At 65.3% G+C, this 16069-nt stretch carries 12 protein-coding genes and 1 pseudogene; 8 read left to right on the top strand and 5 right to left on the bottom strand.

Annotation, left to right across the window (positions count from 1 at the left end; genetic code table 11):
• Positions 1-6 precede the first annotated feature (6 nt).
• Both E9536_RS17515 and E9536_RS17510 read left to right on the top strand, forming a co-directional pair.
• Entirely contained in the window at positions 7-789 is a 783-nt protein-coding gene (locus E9536_RS17515) for a hypothetical protein (RefSeq protein ID WP_136470282.1), read from the top strand.
• Positions 764-1780, top strand: a complete 1017-nt coding sequence (locus E9536_RS17510) for a hypothetical protein (protein ID WP_136470281.1) — start codon at positions 764-766, stop codon at positions 1778-1780. The genes E9536_RS17515 and E9536_RS17510 overlap by 26 nt, the downstream gene beginning before the upstream one ends.
• Here E9536_RS17510 and E9536_RS17505 read toward each other — a convergent pair.
• Positions 1775-2695, bottom strand: a complete 921-nt coding sequence (locus E9536_RS17505) for a LysR substrate-binding domain-containing protein (protein WP_124819180.1) — start codon at positions 2693-2695, stop codon at positions 1775-1777. The two genes, E9536_RS17510 and E9536_RS17505, sit on opposite strands and share 6 nt — an antisense overlap.
• A 147-nt stretch (positions 2696-2842) precedes the next feature.
• On the opposite strand from E9536_RS17505, the gene E9536_RS17500 reads away from it, so the two are divergent.
• From E9536_RS17500 to E9536_RS17490, 4 genes are all read left to right on the top strand, one after another.
• Positions 2843-3268, top strand: a complete 426-nt coding sequence (locus E9536_RS17500) for a PACE efflux transporter (RefSeq protein ID WP_027790606.1) — start codon at positions 2843-2845, stop codon at positions 3266-3268.
• Positions 3269-3599: 331 nt separating this feature from the next.
• Positions 3600-3728 (top strand): hypothetical protein, encoded by a 129-nt coding sequence (locus E9536_RS42550; RefSeq protein WP_021163990.1) that lies wholly within the window; start codon positions 3600-3602, stop codon positions 3726-3728.
• 78 nt (positions 3729-3806) lie between these two features.
• Positions 3807-4763, top strand: a complete 957-nt coding sequence (locus tag E9536_RS17495; protein ID WP_136470280.1) for a leucyl aminopeptidase — start codon at positions 3807-3809, stop codon at positions 4761-4763.
• A gap of 135 nt (positions 4764-4898) precedes the next feature.
• Positions 4899-6317, top strand: a complete 1419-nt coding sequence (locus E9536_RS17490; RefSeq protein WP_136470279.1) for a tetratricopeptide repeat protein — start codon at positions 4899-4901, stop codon at positions 6315-6317.
• 117 nt (positions 6318-6434) lie between these two features.
• Here the strand turns inward: E9536_RS17490 and E9536_RS17485 are convergent, their stop codons facing one another.
• From E9536_RS17485 to E9536_RS17470, 4 genes and pseudogenes are all read right to left on the bottom strand, one after another.
• The gene (locus E9536_RS17485) at positions 6435-7382 is read right to left on the bottom strand and encodes a choline ABC transporter substrate-binding protein (RefSeq protein WP_021163993.1); all 948 of its coding nucleotides are present in this window, start codon (positions 7380-7382) and stop codon (positions 6435-6437) included.
• Positions 7383-7486: 104 nt separating this feature from the next.
• Positions 7487-8485 carry a GlxA family transcriptional regulator gene (locus E9536_RS17480; protein WP_027790601.1) on the bottom strand — a complete coding sequence of 333 codons (999 nt, stop codon included), beginning with the start codon at positions 8483-8485 and terminating at the stop codon, positions 7487-7489.
• Between the two features lie 107 nt (positions 8486-8592).
• On the bottom strand, positions 8593-9489 hold the full coding sequence (gene choW, locus E9536_RS17475; protein ID WP_021163994.1) for a choline ABC transporter permease subunit: 897 nt from the start codon (positions 9487-9489) through the stop codon (positions 8593-8595).
• A pseudogene (locus tag E9536_RS17470) lies at positions 9482-10773 on the bottom strand (glycine betaine/L-proline ABC transporter ATP-binding protein); the annotation flags it as partial. The gene choW and the pseudogene E9536_RS17470, both read right to left, overlap by 8 nt.
• A gap of 484 nt (positions 10774-11257) precedes the next feature.
• Between E9536_RS17470 and E9536_RS17460 the strand changes: the two are divergent.
• Positions 11258-14716, top strand: a complete 3459-nt coding sequence (locus E9536_RS17460; RefSeq protein WP_136470278.1) for a DUF2339 domain-containing protein — start codon at positions 11258-11260, stop codon at positions 14714-14716.
• Positions 14713-16056 (top strand): DUF3999 domain-containing protein, encoded by a 1344-nt coding sequence (locus tag E9536_RS17455; RefSeq protein WP_136470277.1) that lies wholly within the window; start codon positions 14713-14715, stop codon positions 16054-16056. The genes E9536_RS17460 and E9536_RS17455 overlap by 4 nt, the downstream gene beginning before the upstream one ends.
• Positions 16057-16069: the final 13 nt, after the last annotated feature.

Here is a 16069-nt window from a genome sequence, read left to right as displayed (position 1 = left end):
ATCGTAATGATGGCACTGGCAACTCTTTTTGCAAGCTGGACGATGCGCAGCGGGAAATCTATGAACGAAAAAATCATGATGCGAGTATTGGAAGATGATCCTCCATTTGATGCCACTCAGTGGTTCGCCAGTGGCATGTATCAGCGAATCTCTCTAAAAGATGAAGACAAGGTCTACTACCCGAGAGGGGCGCAGTATAACGACACCACAATGCTTCGAATATCCCCACCTCCATTTACCGACGAGCAAGTTGAAATCCTTCAAATGAGGATAGTCCGCGCCCTCAAAGGTAAAATATTTCCGGCAGACTTTCCTCCTAAGGTTCCGCCCTCGGTCGACGAACTCGGCTTGGATTCCGGTTTCGATCCCAGACCACAGATCGTCTATCTCAGCAGTGGATTCATGGACTTTGGGGACGACAAGCCCAAGGTACCCGTCGACTACTACACCTTCTACACCCTGCTGGAAGGAAAGCGCTTCTACGTCTTTATTCATCGTAACGGAGCGACAGGTGAAATCCTTCGCACTTCCCGTTCACGTAGCAGCCATATCCCCGAAGACGAGGAAGAACGTCGGTTCCAGCCGTTGCAATCCAAAGCCGATCTCCAGTCCAGGCTGGACGAGCCCGGCTGGAAACAGCGCTCCGGCGAACTCTGTCCTTGGCCCGGTACGTGGGAATGCCTGGAGTTTCCGATAGGCAAGCAGACGTTTGCTCATAACATGCCATTTCCAAAGATCAACGGGCAGGATGTAACGTGGCGCTTTGTTCCACCAACACGTCGGACCTGACGCCCGCCGGGAACTCGAATTGGCAGGGCATACGCAGGCGCAACGTCAATATGAGAAAAACGCGGACATCAGTTTTTCCCTGGATTCGCTGGGTGCCGTGAATCCGTTCAGTCGCGTTACGCCAGACGGGTTACCCATGGGGCTTCGTACTTTCAGACCAAAAGCGTGCATGAATAAACGAAGGGCAGTGTTAATTGTGGCGACGACGCTGGCGGCTTTTTCCTTGATCTGGGCGACAACCAAAGGGAGTGCAATGAACGAAAAAATCATGATGCGAACATCTGAGGACGATCCGCCATTTGACGCCACCCATTGGTTTTCCAACGGCATGTATCAACGCATTCCTCTCAAGAAAGAGGACAAGATCTACTATCCGGCGGAGACACACTATAACGAAATATTAATGCGCCGGATATCCCCACCCCCATTCACCGATGAGCAGGTTGAGAGTCTCCAAATCAACATCGTCATGGCCCTCAAAGGTGAAATTTTCCCCGCTGACTTTCCTCCGAAAGTCCCTCCCTCGGTTGAGGACATCGGTTTGGGTTCCGGTTTCGATCCCAGGCCGCAAATCGTATATATCAGTAGTAGATTCAACGACTATGTGGGCGCCGAGTCTAAAGTTCCGATCGATAACTACATCTTCTACACCTTGCTGGAGGGTAAGCGCTTTTTCGTTTACATCAGGCGAAATGGTGAGACTGGAGAGATTTTTCGTACATCCCGCGTACGCAGCAGCCATATCCCCGACGACGAAGAAGAGCGTCGGTTCCAGTTGTTGCAATCCAAAGCTGATCTCCAGTCCAGGCTGGACGAGCCCGGCTGGAAACAGCGTTCCGGCGCACTCTGCCCGTGGCCCGGCGCATGGGAATGCCTGGAGTTTCCTGTAGGCAAGCAGACGTTTGCCCATAACATGCCGTTTCCAAAGATCAATGCGCAGGATGTAACGTGGCGCTTCGTTCCACCCACGCATTGGGCCCGGCTTTCATAGTCTGGCCATCCGCGCCACCGCCACCCGCGTCTGCGCGATCTCCGCTTCGAGCCAGTCGAGAAACGACCTGACCTGCGGCTCGCGCTCCCGCCCGGGCCGGCACAGCGCGACGAAACGCGCGCCGTCGAGCCGCACCGACGGCTCGATCGGTGTCAGTGCCCCGTGCGCGACATGCTCGGCAGCCAGCACCGAGCTGAGCAGCGCGATGCCCTGCCCGTGCAACACGGCCTGCAACGCGTAATGCTCGTCGTCGTAATGGCGAAACACCGCGCGTTCGAGCCACGCATCGCGGCCTGCCGCACGACACCACGACGCCCAGTCGACCGACACCGGCAGCGGCGTATCCCACACGGTCTCGATCAGGTCGAGCGGCTCGTCCGTGCGGTGCGCGTCGAACCCGGCAGCCGCATACGCGCCGAAATACTCGTCGATCAGCGCAATCTCGTGCAGCGCCGGAAACGTGCGCGACGTTGCGCGAATCGCGAGATCGATCCGCGCGTCGCGTTCGAGATCGGCGAGCGTGTTGCCGGTTTCGACCTTGATGTGCAGTTGCGGATCGATGCGACGAAACCGCCCGAGACGCGGAATCAGCCACATCGCGGCGAATGCGGGCGTGGTGGTCAGCACGAGCGTACGCTCGCCGGTCGCTTCCGGCCGCACCGCATCGAGCCCGCGGCTCAGCGCCAGCAATGCATCGTGACTCGCGCGAAACAGTTGCTCGCCCTCCTCCGTGAGCCGCACGCCGCTCGCGCCGCGCTCGAACAGCAGCACGCCGAGCCGGCTTTCGAGCGACTTGATCTGGTGCGACACGGCGGCCGGCGTCACGGACAGCTCGTCCGCGGCAGCCTTGAATGCGCCAAGCCGCGCCGACGCTTCGAATACACGCAATGCGGTCAGGGGAAGTTTCGAGAACACGGGGCCTCGCGGGCCGGATCGGGCCGGGTTGAATTCGATTGAATCGGGGTGAGATTAGGTGAATTGAAGCGGGCGTGCAACGCGAATAGCCTTGCGGGACGTCACGGCAGGGTGCCGCGGCGAATGACGTCGAACCGGAGAAACAACGTGCAAGGCCTATCGCGCAGGATCACGCAGGCGGTGCTCTACGAAGCGATCGCGATTTCCTGCATCTCGCCCGTGATCGCGGCGCTCTTCAAGCAGGGCCTCGTCTATTCGGGCGCGCTGTCGGCGACGATGTCGGCGATCGCGATGCTGTGGAACATGATCTTCAACGCGCTGTTCGAGCGCTGGGAAGCGTCGCGCCGGCAGCCGGCACGCACGCTCGGGCGGCGGATCCTGCACGCCACCGGATTCGAAGGCGGGCTCATCTTCATCCTGGTGCCCGTCGTGTCGTGGTGGCTCGACATCTCGTGGTTCGACGCGTTCGTCGTCGACATCGGGCTGTTCGCGTTCTTCTTCTGTTACGCGTTCGCCTTCCAGTGGGCGTTCGATCGCGTGTTCGACGTGCCCGCGGCGACGAAGGGGGAATGAAACGAGCGCCCGGTAATCAAGTAGTCGAAATCGACATCAATCGGTGCGTTTATTCCCATTTCAAAACACACCCCCGTTTCATTTTTTCGACATTCAAACACCACCGCCACCAGCATTCACAAAATCAAAACGACCCTAGGGTTTACGTTACATTGTCCCTCTGCAAATTCGAATGCTAATGTTGTCTGACGATTAACAGAAAGCAATCATTCACACCCACCCCATATAATCGGCGCAACCCCATGCGCTCACTCAATCGCTAAATCCGCCCTCGAATTTTCGGGGGCGATTTGCGATGTTCGCAGTTCAATTCCTAAACAAGGAAATCATCATGAACGAAAATCAGGAAAAGCAGGATCTCCCGCTGATCGAATGGATGCAGGAAGATCAGCATGAAGACTGGGTCGAGATGATGAAGGACAGCGCAGTCATTCCATTCGCAACGGCTCTGTGGGCCTAAGCAGGCAGCCCGAACGATGGCGGATCGCAATGACCCGCCATTTTTTTGATCCAGAAACTGGATACCCCGGAGATAATCATGGAAAAAAGTGTCGAGAATTTCTTTTCGTGTGTCCGCGGTCATCCAGCCATGGCGCAGAAACATTCAGCCGGCGCCAACATCCTGGTCGGTTCGGATCAAAGCCAGAGAAATACCGCGCAATCGATTATCCGGCACTGCCCGAAAAAACTCGAATATTCGTTCACCTACGTCGAGCTTGACACGGAAAATCACGAACAGGTCATAAAGGAAATCGACCGGTGTGACATGTTCATCTTCATGTACGACTCGTCCATACGTTCCGACATCAACCCGCATGGGCCGTCGTTCATCCCGCCCCTCAAGCCGAAAATGGCCGAGCACTGGAAGAAGTCGGTATTGCTGCGGGAATACGGCGAATTCTTCAAGGAGGCCTTTTCCGAGAGCATCGACGACATTGCCGCCCGCAACGAACGCATCATTGCGGCGGCACAACGCGCTCGACGCGTGCAATTTCACGACGGCTTCGGTGGTTCGCTGCACGGAACGCTGGATCAGACATGGAAAAGCCTCGATGGCCGCAACCACTACGACCTGATGCCCGGCGAAGTGGCGACCCGCGTACTCGACCTGACCGGAAGCGCCTTGTTCGGCGGCACCTTCCTGAGCACGGTGCCCTTTGCCATCAAGTACGGTGTCATCGATCCGATATTGAAGATCGGGATCGAGCTGAGCCAGGTGGTCAGCGTCGAATCGGCCAATCGACAGCTCGAGGACGATTTCAGGTTGTATCTCGACAAATGCGCGGGAAACAGGATCGTCGAGGAGTTCGGGATCGGGACGAACCTGAACGTCAGGCTGCATGGACGCAATGCAAGTTTCGAAGAACGCCATCCCGGGTTGCACCTTGGCCTCGGCGGCGGTGAACGCGGCAGCCATCATCTGGATCTGGTGTTTTCGTCCGGAAAGATCCTGTTCGACGACACCGTCATCTTCGACGGCGCATTCCGTGTGTAGCCCCTGCGACGACACGGCCGGCATCGACGCCCTGGCGAGGTGCCGGCATCGTGACGCCCACCTCCGGCACCCTGCTCGCGCCGGTTCCCGTTGCGCCCGCCCCGCACGGTGAGCGCGCCGGCCGGAACCGCACTCATGGTCGACCTCGAACAGCAACTGCGTGCCGCGCAGACGCAATATGCAGGCGATTCGCATGATCCCGCGATCCTGCATCGGATCTGCGAACTGTTGACTGCCCTCCGGCGAGAGGAGGAAATGCTCCCCTGGGCCGACCTGGCGCTGGCGCTCGACCCGCACGACGCCGTCTCCATGACACGGCGTGCCGATGCGCTTTACCTGCTGGGCCGCTACGTCGAAGCTGCCGAAGCCTGGAAACGCGATCCGTCGCGGCACAGCCGGCCCGAACTCCACCGCTTGCGACTGGGCATGAGCCTGATGATGGCCGGCGATCTCGCGCAGGCCATCGCGTTGCTCGACGAAGCCTTCCGGATGGCGGCATCCGGCCCTGCCGAGATGAGGGCATCGATCGGATTCGCGATGGGAGAAGCGATGCTCAAGGCGGGCGATCCGCGCGGCTTCGCCTATTGGCGAATGCGTGACGACGTTCCGCGCCTGTCCGCCAATTACCGCCCGGTCGACCTGCCGACATGGGACGGCGAATCGACTGTGCGCGGCAGGCGTGTCCTGATCACGCATGAACACGGCTTCGGCGACAACTTTCTCCTCTCGGCCTGCGTGGCCGACTGGCTGGACGAAGGCGCGCACGTCATGCTCACCTGCCATCCGCAGAGCCACGCGCTCATGCAGGCGTCACTGCCGCGGTGCGAGATCGTCGCCGCCCCCAATCCGGTGCAGTTTCATGCGCCGTTGCCCCATGAACTGCAAGCACGCGTCGATAGTTTCGCGCCAGACCTGCATGCCACGCTGCTTCATTTGCCGATGCTGAAAGCCCGGCGGACACACCTGCCGGAACGATGGTTCGCGCCGTACATAAAGACGCCGCCGCACAAGCAGCGGATCGCTGCCGAATGGGCCGCGCAAGTGCGCGAGCAACATCCGGGCAGGAAGCTGATCGGACTGTTCTGGGATTGCGTCCAACGACATTGGCCCGAAAAAGGCGCCATCGTCAGGTGCTGGGCCAGCCGCCGCAGCCTGCCGCTCGATGCGATCGACGCGATCGTGGCACACCCCGCCATTGCGGAAAGCATGCATTTCGTGAATCTGCATCACCCCGCTGCCGCGGCGCTGGCGGGCACGCCGGCCGGCAATGTTGGTCACTACCAGCCCGGGATTCGGGATTTCGGCGACACGGCTGCATGCATGGCCCAACTGGATGCCGTGGTCGCAGTCGATTCGGGTGTCGCCAACCTGGCGGCCATGATGGGGATGCGGACTTGCGTACCGACCCACGTCTGTGGCGACTGGCGCTGGGGCGTCGAGGGTACCGCGAGCCCCTGGATCGCGCATGCGACCGCCGTGCGGCAAACCTGCGAAGGCGACTGGAGCGACGTGATTCGACGCATCAACGCGTGGCTCATGCAAATCGTGGCCTGATGCCTGCTCACGCCGGACAGGCATGCCGACGCCCCCGGCTCCCGGAATCTTTCCGGGACGGGGGGCGCGAATCCGTCAAGCCGCTTGCGCGGCCGGGCGAACGCCCGGCCGCGTCGCTCAATGCACGCCGAGATACGCCTTCACCGCCGGCAGGCCCGGCTTGCCGTCGAGCGTCGTCACGCCCGCGAGCCACTTGTCGAGCGCCTGCGGGTTCGCCTTCAGCCACTCGGCGGCCGCCTTGTTCGGCTCTACCTTGTTCATGATCGGCACCATCACGTGGTTCTCGATCGTCGTCGTGAACTGCAGGTTCGACACGAACTTCGCGACGTTCGGGCAGCGCTGCGCGTAGTCGGGCGGCGTCGCCGTCAGCACCTTCGCTTCGCCGTAGTTCGGGCCGAACACGTCGTCGCCGCCGCTCAGGTAGTCGATCTTCATCTGCACGTTCATCGGATGCGGCTCCCAGCCGAGGAACACGATCCACTGCTTGTCGCGGATCGCGCGATTCACCTCGACCAGCATCCCGGCCTCGCTCGACTCGACCATCTTGAACTTGCCGAGGCCGAACTGGTTGCCGTCGATCATCTTCTTGATCAGCAGGTTGCCGTCGTTGCCCGGCTCGATCCCGTAGATCTTGCCGTTCAGCTTGTCCGCGTATTTCTGGATGTCCGCGAACGACTTCAGGCCGCCCTGATAGACGTAGTCGGGCACCGCGAGCGTGTATTTCGCGCCGGTCAGGTTGGGCGTGGAGAGCACCTTGATCGTGCCGGCCTTCGTGAACGGCTGGATGATCGGGTCCATCGTCGGCGACCAGTAGCCGAGGAACACGTCGATCTGCTTGCTCTTGATCCCCGCGAACGTGATCGGCACCGACGCGATCGTCTTCGTCGGGTTGTAGCCGAGCCCCTGCAGCATCGTCGTGGCGAGGCCCGTGGTCGCCGCGATGTCGGACCAGCCGACATCCGCGAAGCGCACGTTCTTGCACACGGGCGGATCGGCCGCATAAACGGCCGACATCGGCGCGGTTATCCCGATCCCGCACACCGCTGCGATCAATAGGCGCTTCATCTTGCTTCTCCTCAAAGTGATGTCGTTTGCTTGAATGCGGGATCGTTTATTGAAGCCGCGCGCCGCGATCCCGGCGACGTCGCGGACTGGATGATTCTCGACAGTCAGCGCCCCGGCAGCCTGCGCTCGTAGCTCGGCGCATGGCCGAACTGCGCGCGGTAGGCCTTGCTGAAATGGCACGGCGAATGAAACCCGCAGACCGTCGTCACGCGCGCGATCGACGCGTCGGTCGTGCGCAGCAGGTCGCGCGCGCGCTTCAGGCGCAGCGTCAGGTAATAGTGGGTCGGCGACACGTTCAAATACACCTTGAACATCCGCTGCAGGTGCCGCTGCGACAGCCGCACGAGCCGAGCGAGTTCCTCGAGCGACAGCGGCTCCTCGATGTTCGCCTCCATCAGCCGCACGACCTCGATCAGCTCCGCGCGCGAGAAGCCGACGCGCGCATCGACCGGAATCGGCTGCGTATCGGTCGAGCTGCGGATGCGCTCCAGGATGAACTGCTCGGATACCTGCGCGGCCAGCTGCTGGCCGAACCGCATGCCGACGAGGTTCAGCATCAGGTCGAGCGGCGCGGTGCCGCCGGTGCAGGTCAGCCGGTCGCGGTCGACGACGAACAGTTCGTCGGCGAACCCGACCTGCGGGAACTCGGCATGCAGCGACGACAGGTTCTCCCAGTGCACGGTGCAGCGATAGCCGTCGAGCAGCCCGCTCGACATCAGCGCATACGCGCCCGTGCAGATGCCGCCGAGCGGCAGCCCGCGTTCGGCAAGCGCCGCGAGCGTATCGCGCGCCTCTTCGTCGACCACGTCGCGGATGCGGATGCCGCCGCACACGATCATCACGTCGGGCAGCTTCGTGTAGTCGAGCGCCTGCGTCGGCCGTACCGCGATGCCGTTGCTGGCATGCACCGGGCTGCCGTCGAGCGAGTAAATCGACCACTGGTAGTGATCGGCCCGCCCGACGTAATTCGCCATCCGAAGCACTTCGACGGCGCTCGAGAACGCGATCATCGAGAAGTTCGGCAGCGTCAGGAAGCCGAAATGGGCGAGGGACGAAACCGGTGAAACGCAGGCGGCGGGCGCGACAGCGACGGCAGACGTCACATCGGTCTCCTGGCGAGGAGGTTGCAGGGGGCCACCCCCGCGGCCGAAGCCGCGGAAGTCGTTTTCTATCGTCAAGGTAAGCGGCCGGGGCTTCCGGCCGCCGGAGGTCAGGCCTGTGCGGGTGAGGCCTTCACGCGAAACAGCTGCTTGAGGCCCGAGAACAGCGGCGCCTTCACGGTGCCCGGCGCGCGGCCGAAGCTTTCGGTGATGCGGTCGAGAATGATCGCGAGCAGCACGACCGAGAGGCCGCTTTCGAAACCGAGGCCGATGTCGAGGCGCTGGATACTGGCGAGCACGTCGTTGCCGAGGCCGCCCGCGCCGACCATCGACGCGATGATCACCATCGACAGCGCCATCATGATCGTCTGGTTCACGCCCTGCATGATCGACGGCAGCGCATTCGGGAACTGCACCTTGTACAGCAGCTGCCACGGCGTGCAGCCGAAGGCCTGGCCGGCTTCGACGATCTCGCGGTTCACGTGCCGGATACCGAGGCTCGTCAGGCGCACCGCCGGCGGCATCGCGAAGATCACCGTCGACAGGATCCCCGGCACGCGGCCGAGACCGAACAGCATCGCGGCCGGAATCAGGTAGACGAACGCGGGCATCGTCTGCATCAGGTCGAGGATCGGGCGCACGATCGCGGCGACCCACTTGCTCTTCGCGGCCCAGATGCCGAGCGGGATGCCGAGCACGAGGCTGATGATCGTCGACGACAGCGTGAGGCCGAGCGTGATGACGGTCTGGTCCCAGAAGCCGGTCGCGAAGATCAGCAGCAGCGACGCGGTGGTGAACAGCGCGAAGCGCCAGCCCACCCGCCACAGCCCGACGCCGATGAAGATCGCCATCATCAGCCACATCGGGATCGCCTGCAGGCCATGCTCGACGAAGGCCGCGAGCCCCTCGATCGCTTGACCGATCGCGTCGAACGTCTTGGCGTCATGGTCGAGCAGGTAGTGAACGGACTGGTCGACCCAGGTACCGAGCGGAATCATTTCAGACATGGGAGCCTCGCGAACGCGTGATGGCCTTCAGGATGAGCGCGCGATCGACCGAACCGCAGTAGCAGCCGTCGTCGTCGACGACGGGCAGTGCATTCGGGCTCGCGACCACGCGCGCGACGACATGTTCGAGCGACGCATCGCGCCGGATGCTTTCGATCGGGCTCACGGACGGCGTGTCCTGACCGATCGCATCGCGCGTGACGAAGCCGCGGATCTTGCGTTGCGCGTCGAGCACGAACGCATAGTCGGCACTGCCGTTCAGCGTGGCCGCGACGTTCGCGGCATCGCACTTCGACACGATCGGCACGGCGCCCGTCTGCATCAGGTCGCCGGCCGTGAGGTAGCGGCTGGTGTCGATGCCGTCGAAGAACGCGCGCACGTAGTCGTCGGCCGGGTTCGCGATGATGTCCTGCGGCGTGCCGACCTGCACGAGCCGGCCGCCTTCCATGATCGCGATGCGGTTGCCGATGCGCAGCGCCTCTTCCAGATCGTGCGACACGAACATGATCGTGCGGCGCTGTTCCTTCTGCAGTTGCAGCAGCACATCCTGCATTTCGCGGCGCTTGAGCGGATCGAGCGCGGAGAACGCCTCGTCCATGATCATCAGCGACGGGTTCACGGCCAGCGCACGGGCGAGGCCCACGCGCTGCTGCATGCCGCCCGACAGCTCGGACGGCAGCTTGTGCGAGAACGGCGCAAGGCCGACCTGCTCGAGCACTTCCATCGCGCGGCGTTCGCGTTCCTTCTTGCCGACGCCCGCGACTTCCAGGCCGAACGCGGCGTTCGACACCACGGAGCGATGCGGCATCAGCGCGAACGACTGGAACACCATGCTCATGTCCTTGCGGCGCAGCGCGGTCAGCGCCGAGCGGCGCGCCGACGCGACGTCGAGCCCGTCGATCATCACCTTGCCGGCGCTCGGATCGACCAGCCGGTTCACGAGGCGGATCAGCGTGGATTTGCCGGAGCCGGACAGGCCCATCAGCACGAAAATTTCGCCTTCCTGCACATCGAAGGAGACGTTGTGCACGCCGACGACCTGGCCGGTGCGCTTCAGCACGTCATCCTTCGTCGCGCCGGCGGCGAGCATGTCGAGCGCCTGCTGCGGGTTACTACCAAACACCTTGCACAGACCTTCGACCACGACCTTGGGGGCATCCATCGAAACCTTCTCCTCGTGTAGCGGGGACTCACGTGTGTCATAGCGTGCCTACATAGTTGCCAGAAAAAACCCCGACCTGCCGACGAATTACGACAAACGCTTGCGCAAATACGACACGGCCTCCAGCCCCGCCGGGCGGGCCACGGCGCGCGGCGGCACGCGATTGCGGCGGCGCAATACGCGCACGGCCAGCAACGGCGGGCATCACGCGCCGGACTTGTGCGCAGCAGCGTGGCGCATATCGCGTCGTTTTATGCGCGAATTCGCATCGGGCGCGCGTCGCTTTACGACAATTCCACGTCCGATCCCGCGGCCAACTAGCCTGACAAATGCACGCGCGACATTCACCGATAAAAAGCATGACCGTGCAAAAAGCCGTACGACGACACCGGAAGGTGCACGCCGCGATACCGCGCCGACCCGGAAAATCCCCGACAGCCGCTGTGATACATTCCCCGCCAACAGGCTGATTGCGACGCAGGCCGCCATGCGGCGGCCGCCTTCAGCCGTGCATGCCGGTTCGCCTGCCGGCCATGCCGACACCGCCTCGACCGGCATACGTCCGATCGCAGGCCGATAACGATACGAGAGAGGGAGCAAGGCGAGATGAACTGGGCTTTTACCGCAATCGGCTTCGTCGTGGGCGGGATTGCCGCATTGATCGGGGATTTCTCCGCCATCAACGGCGCCGTGCTCGGCGCCGCGATCGGGTTCTGTCTCGATCACACGCTGCAACAGCGCAAGCGCAAGGGCAAAGGCGCGGCACCCGACACGTTCGCGATGCAGGCGCCGCCCGCCCAGCCGACGGTTCCGCTCGCCGATCGCGTCGCGCGGCTCGAAGCCACCGTCGAGACGCTGACACGTGAAGTCGCGTCGCTGCGCGGCCAGCTGGCCGGCGCGAAGGCCGGCTCGACCTCGACCGCGGCGACGGCGCACACGCCCGCCGGCACCGCATCGGTGTCCGCGGCGCCGCCCGCGATCTCGTCCGCCCCCGTCCCGCCTTCGGCCACGCTGCCGCCGCGCGCGCCTGCCCAGCCGGCCGCCGCGCGCGCGGACGCACCGGCGTCGATATCCGCACCGGCTCCTGCTCCTGCTCCTGCTCCTGCTCCGGCCCCGGCGCCGGTTCGCGCCGCCGCGCCGGTACCGGTACCGGCCGCGCTCCACGCGAGTGAAACGCCTGCCGCTCCGGCCCCCGCACCATCGGTTCCCCCCACTCCGCCCAAACCGCGCGAGCCCGACATCGTCGAGCGTGCATTCCGCGCTGCGCGCGACTGGTTGCTCGGCGGCAACACGGTCGTGCGCGTCGGGATCGTCGTGCTGTTCTTCGGGGTCGCGTTCCTGCTCAAGTACGCAGCCGACAACAACATGCTGCCGATCGAATTCCGCCTCGCGGGCACCGCGCTCGCCGCGGCCGCGCTGCTCGCGATCGGCTGGCGCGTGCGTGCGCGCCGCGCGGCGTACGGGCTCGTGCTGCAGGGCGGCGGCGTCGGCATCCTGTACCTGACGATCTTCGCCGCGACCAAGCTTTACGCGCTGCTGCCCGTCGGCGCCGCGTTTCCGCTGATGGTCGCGGTATGCGCGCTGAGCGCGTTCCTCGCGGTGCGGCAGAACGCGCTGCCGCTCGCGTTCATGGGCACCGCGGGCGGCTTTCTCGCACCGGTGCTGCTGTCGACCGGGCACGGCAACCACGTCGCGCTGTTCAGCTACTACGCGCTGCTGAACGCGGGCATCTTCGCGATCGCGTGGTTCAAGGCCTGGCGTCCGCTGAACCTGCTCGGCTTCGCGTTCACGTTCACGATCGGCTCCGCGTGGGGCGTGACGGCCTATCGCCCCGCGCTGTTCGCGAGCACCGAGCCGTTCCTGATCCTGTTCTTCCTGATGTACGTCGGCATCGCATTGCTGTATGCGGTGAAGCGCGAGCTCGCGCTGCGGCACTACGTCGACGGCACGCTCGTGTTCGGCACGCCGATCGTCGCGACCGCACTGCAGGCGTCGCTCGTGAAGGACATGCCGTTCGGGCTCGCGTGGAGCGCCGTCGCGCTGTCGGCGTTCTACGTCGTCGTCACCGCATGGCTCGCGCGGCGCCGCGACCGCCTCGCGCTGCTGTTCGAATCCACGCTCGCGCTCGCGGTGATCTTCGCGACGCTGGCCGTGCCGCTCGCGTTCTCCGGCCCGACGACCAGCGCCGCGTGGGCGATCGAAGGCGCGGCCGTCGTCTGGCTCGGCGTGCGCGAGAAGCGCATGCTGCGGTTCGGCTTCGGGCTGCTGATGCAGCTCGCCGCGGCCGGCGCGTTCTTCACGAGCCTGCTCGGGCCGGCCGACGCCACCGCGCTGCCCGTGCTCAACAGCCCCTACATCGCGATGCTGCTGATCGCGCTCGCCGGCCTGTTCACCGGCTGGTGGCTGCACGGACGCGCGGAAGCGCGCGCGTGGCATGCGTGGATGCCCGAGATCGGCGCCGCGGCAGCCGCGTGGGGACTGCTGTGGTGGATAAGCGGCGGGCTGCACGAGATCCTCGTCTACGCGAGCCGTCACGTCGACCTGCATGCCGACCGCTTCGTCGTCGATTCGACCGCGCTGTTCGCGGCCGGCACCGCGTGGCTCGCGCACGTCGCGCGCCGCCGGCTGGCGTGGCCGCTCGCCGAATGGCCCGCGCTCGCGCTGACGCCCGTGCTGGCACTGCTCGCGCTGCGGGCGTTCGATGCGCATGAAGCGCCGCTGTCGGGGATGGGCGCGTTCGCGTGGCCTGTCGCCGTCGGCGCCGGCCTTGCACTGCTGTGGCGCCAGTCGCGCGGCACGGCGAGCGCCGATCCCGCGAAAGGCGCGACGCCCGGCACCGCACCCGGCCTCGCGCAAGCCGTCGCCGCAGGCATCATCGCGCCGCTGCACACGCTGACGTTCTGGACCCTGTGCGGGCTGCTGTCGCTCGAAGGCTTCTGGCGTCTGCGCGCGTTCGTGCCCGAGGGCGCATGGAGCTGGAGCGCGTGGGCCTACGGCTTCGGTGTGCTGCTCCTGCTGGTGTCGGGCCCCGGCTCGCGTCTGCGCTGGCCCGTCGCGGCGTTCCCGCGTGCTTACCAGGTGTGGGGCGCGGCACCGCTCGCCGCGCTGCTGTGGCTGTGGAGCATCGCGAGCGCGATCAGCGACGGCAACGCGGCGCCGCTCTTCTGGCTCCCGCTGCTCAACCCGCTCGACATCGCGCAGTGCCTGGTGTTCGTCGCGTTCACCGTATGGCTGCGCCGCCTGCGCGCGCTCGGCATCGCCTGGCATCCGCACATCGTCGACTACGCCGCGATCGCCACCGTGTTCCTGTGGTTCAACGCGCTGATGCTGCGCACGCTGCATCACCGCTTCCACATGGCCTACGACATCGACACGGTGCTGTCGTCGTTCGGCATCCAGCAGGTGTTCATGGTCGGCTGGAGCCTGTTCGCGTTCGCCGGGATGTGGCTGACGCGCCGCGACGGCATCGCCCGCGTTTGCGCGCTCGCGTCGCTGCCGCTCATCGTCGTGATGTGGGTGTGGACCTTCTACGCGAACTTCACGCAGGACGGCGGAAGCTGGGCGCGCGTGCCGCTCTTCAATCCGCTCGACCTCGTGCTCGTGGTCGTCTATGCGCTCGCCGCGTCGTGGTTCGTGCGCGCACGCAAGCTCGGCTGGTCGTTCGGCAACCATCGCGTCGAGCTGCTGAGCGCGGCGGGGGCGACCGCGTTCCTGTGGCTGAACGCGATCCTGCTGCGCACGCTGCATCACTGGGCCGGCGTGCCGTACGAACTCGGCGCGATGGCGGAATCGACGCTCGTGCAGGCGTCGGTGTCCGTGTACTGGACGCTCTGTGCGCTCGCGATCACGATCTGGGCCACGCGCCGCGGGCTGCGTCCGCTGTGGTTCGTCGGCGCCGCATTGCTCGCGCTCACGGTCGTCAAGCTGTTCCTGTTCGACCTGTCGCACGTGACCGGCATCGAGCGCATCGTGTCGTTCATCGGCATCGGCGTGCTGCTGCTGTTGATCGGCTATTTCTCGCCGCTGCCGCCGAAGGCCGCCGCGCAACAGGACGGCCTGCAATGAAACGACTCGCCGCGCTGCTCGGGCTGAGCCTGCTCGCGTCGTTCGCGGCGGCCGACGGCCCGCCCGCGCAGCGCTTCTCGCTCGACCTCGACGGCACCGCCGCGTATTACCAGCTCACCGTGCCGCAGCCGGTTTATGCGGCGAGCCGGCGCGACGATCTCGGCGACGTGCGCATCTTCAACGGCGCGGGCGAGCCGGTGCCGTATTCGCTCGACGCGCCCGCGGCCGCCGCGCCCCCCGTACCGCCGGCGCGCACGCCGGTGCACTGGTTCCCGCTGCCGCCCGCCCGCGCCGACAACGGCAGCGCGCCGCTCGGCGTGACGGTCGGCCCGGACGGCGCGCTGCGCGCGGGCGTCGCCGCACCGGCACGCGCAAAGCACGGCGCGGATCTCGTCGACCTGTCGCATGCGGACGGCGACATCGACGCGCTGCTCGTACACGTGGGCGACGACAGCTACCAGGGGCGTGTCGCCGTCGAAGCCAGCGACGACCTGCGCAGCTGGCGCTCGCTCGGCAGCACGCAGTTGCTGAAAGTCGGCCACGGCGACGACATGCTCGTGCAGGAGCGCATCGCACTCGAAGGCGCGGCGCCGCGCTACCTGCGGCTCGACTGGCTCGACGGCGCGCCCGCGATCGCGTCGATCGACGTCGAGACGCACCCGCGCGATGCGCGCGGAACCGACACCGCGTCCGTGCCGCGCCAATGGCGCGACGCCGTGCGCGTGCGGGCCGGCGGCACGCCCGGCGAGTACCTGTTCGACACCGACGGCGCGTATCCGGTCGACCGCGTGCGCATCGACCTGCCGCAACCGAATACCGTCGCGCGCGCGACGCTGCAGAGCCGCGCCGACGCGCAGGCGCCGTGGCGCGACGTCGCGGGCGCCGTGCTGTTCCGGCTTCAGGGCAACGCCGGCGAGCAGCGCAATCCGCCGCTGGAGTTCGCGGCGAATACGGATCGCACGTGGCGAATCGTCGTCGACATGCGCAACGGCGGATTCGGCAGCGGCCAGCCGGCCGTCGCGATCGGCTGGCATCCGGCCGCGCTGACTTTCGTGGCGCGCGGCGCACCGCCGTTTACGCTCGGCGTCGGCGACGCGTCGCTCGTGTCGTCGGCCGTCGGCCGTGACGCGCTGCTGGTTGGCATGGCCCCCGAAGTGCGGCCCGCGCGCGTCGGCGCGGCGTTGCCGGTATCGGCGGTCACGCCGGCGCCGGCCGCCGACACGGACGCACCGCGCCGCTACGTGCTGTGGGGCGCGCTGGTCGTCGCGGTCGGCGTGCTCGGCACGATCGCGTGGCGCCTCGCGAAAGGCGGCGGCGAGTCGAGCGGCCGCGACGAGTGAGGCGGCGCGGTCG

Origin of the sequence: Burkholderia sp. LS-044 (genome assembly GCF_004803625.1) — a bacterium.
In the GTDB taxonomy this organism is placed as follows: domain Bacteria; phylum Pseudomonadota; class Gammaproteobacteria; order Burkholderiales; family Burkholderiaceae; genus Burkholderia; species Burkholderia cepacia.
The sequence above is the reverse complement of the archived record's forward strand: the minus strand, read 5'-3'. Positions and strand labels throughout refer to the sequence as shown.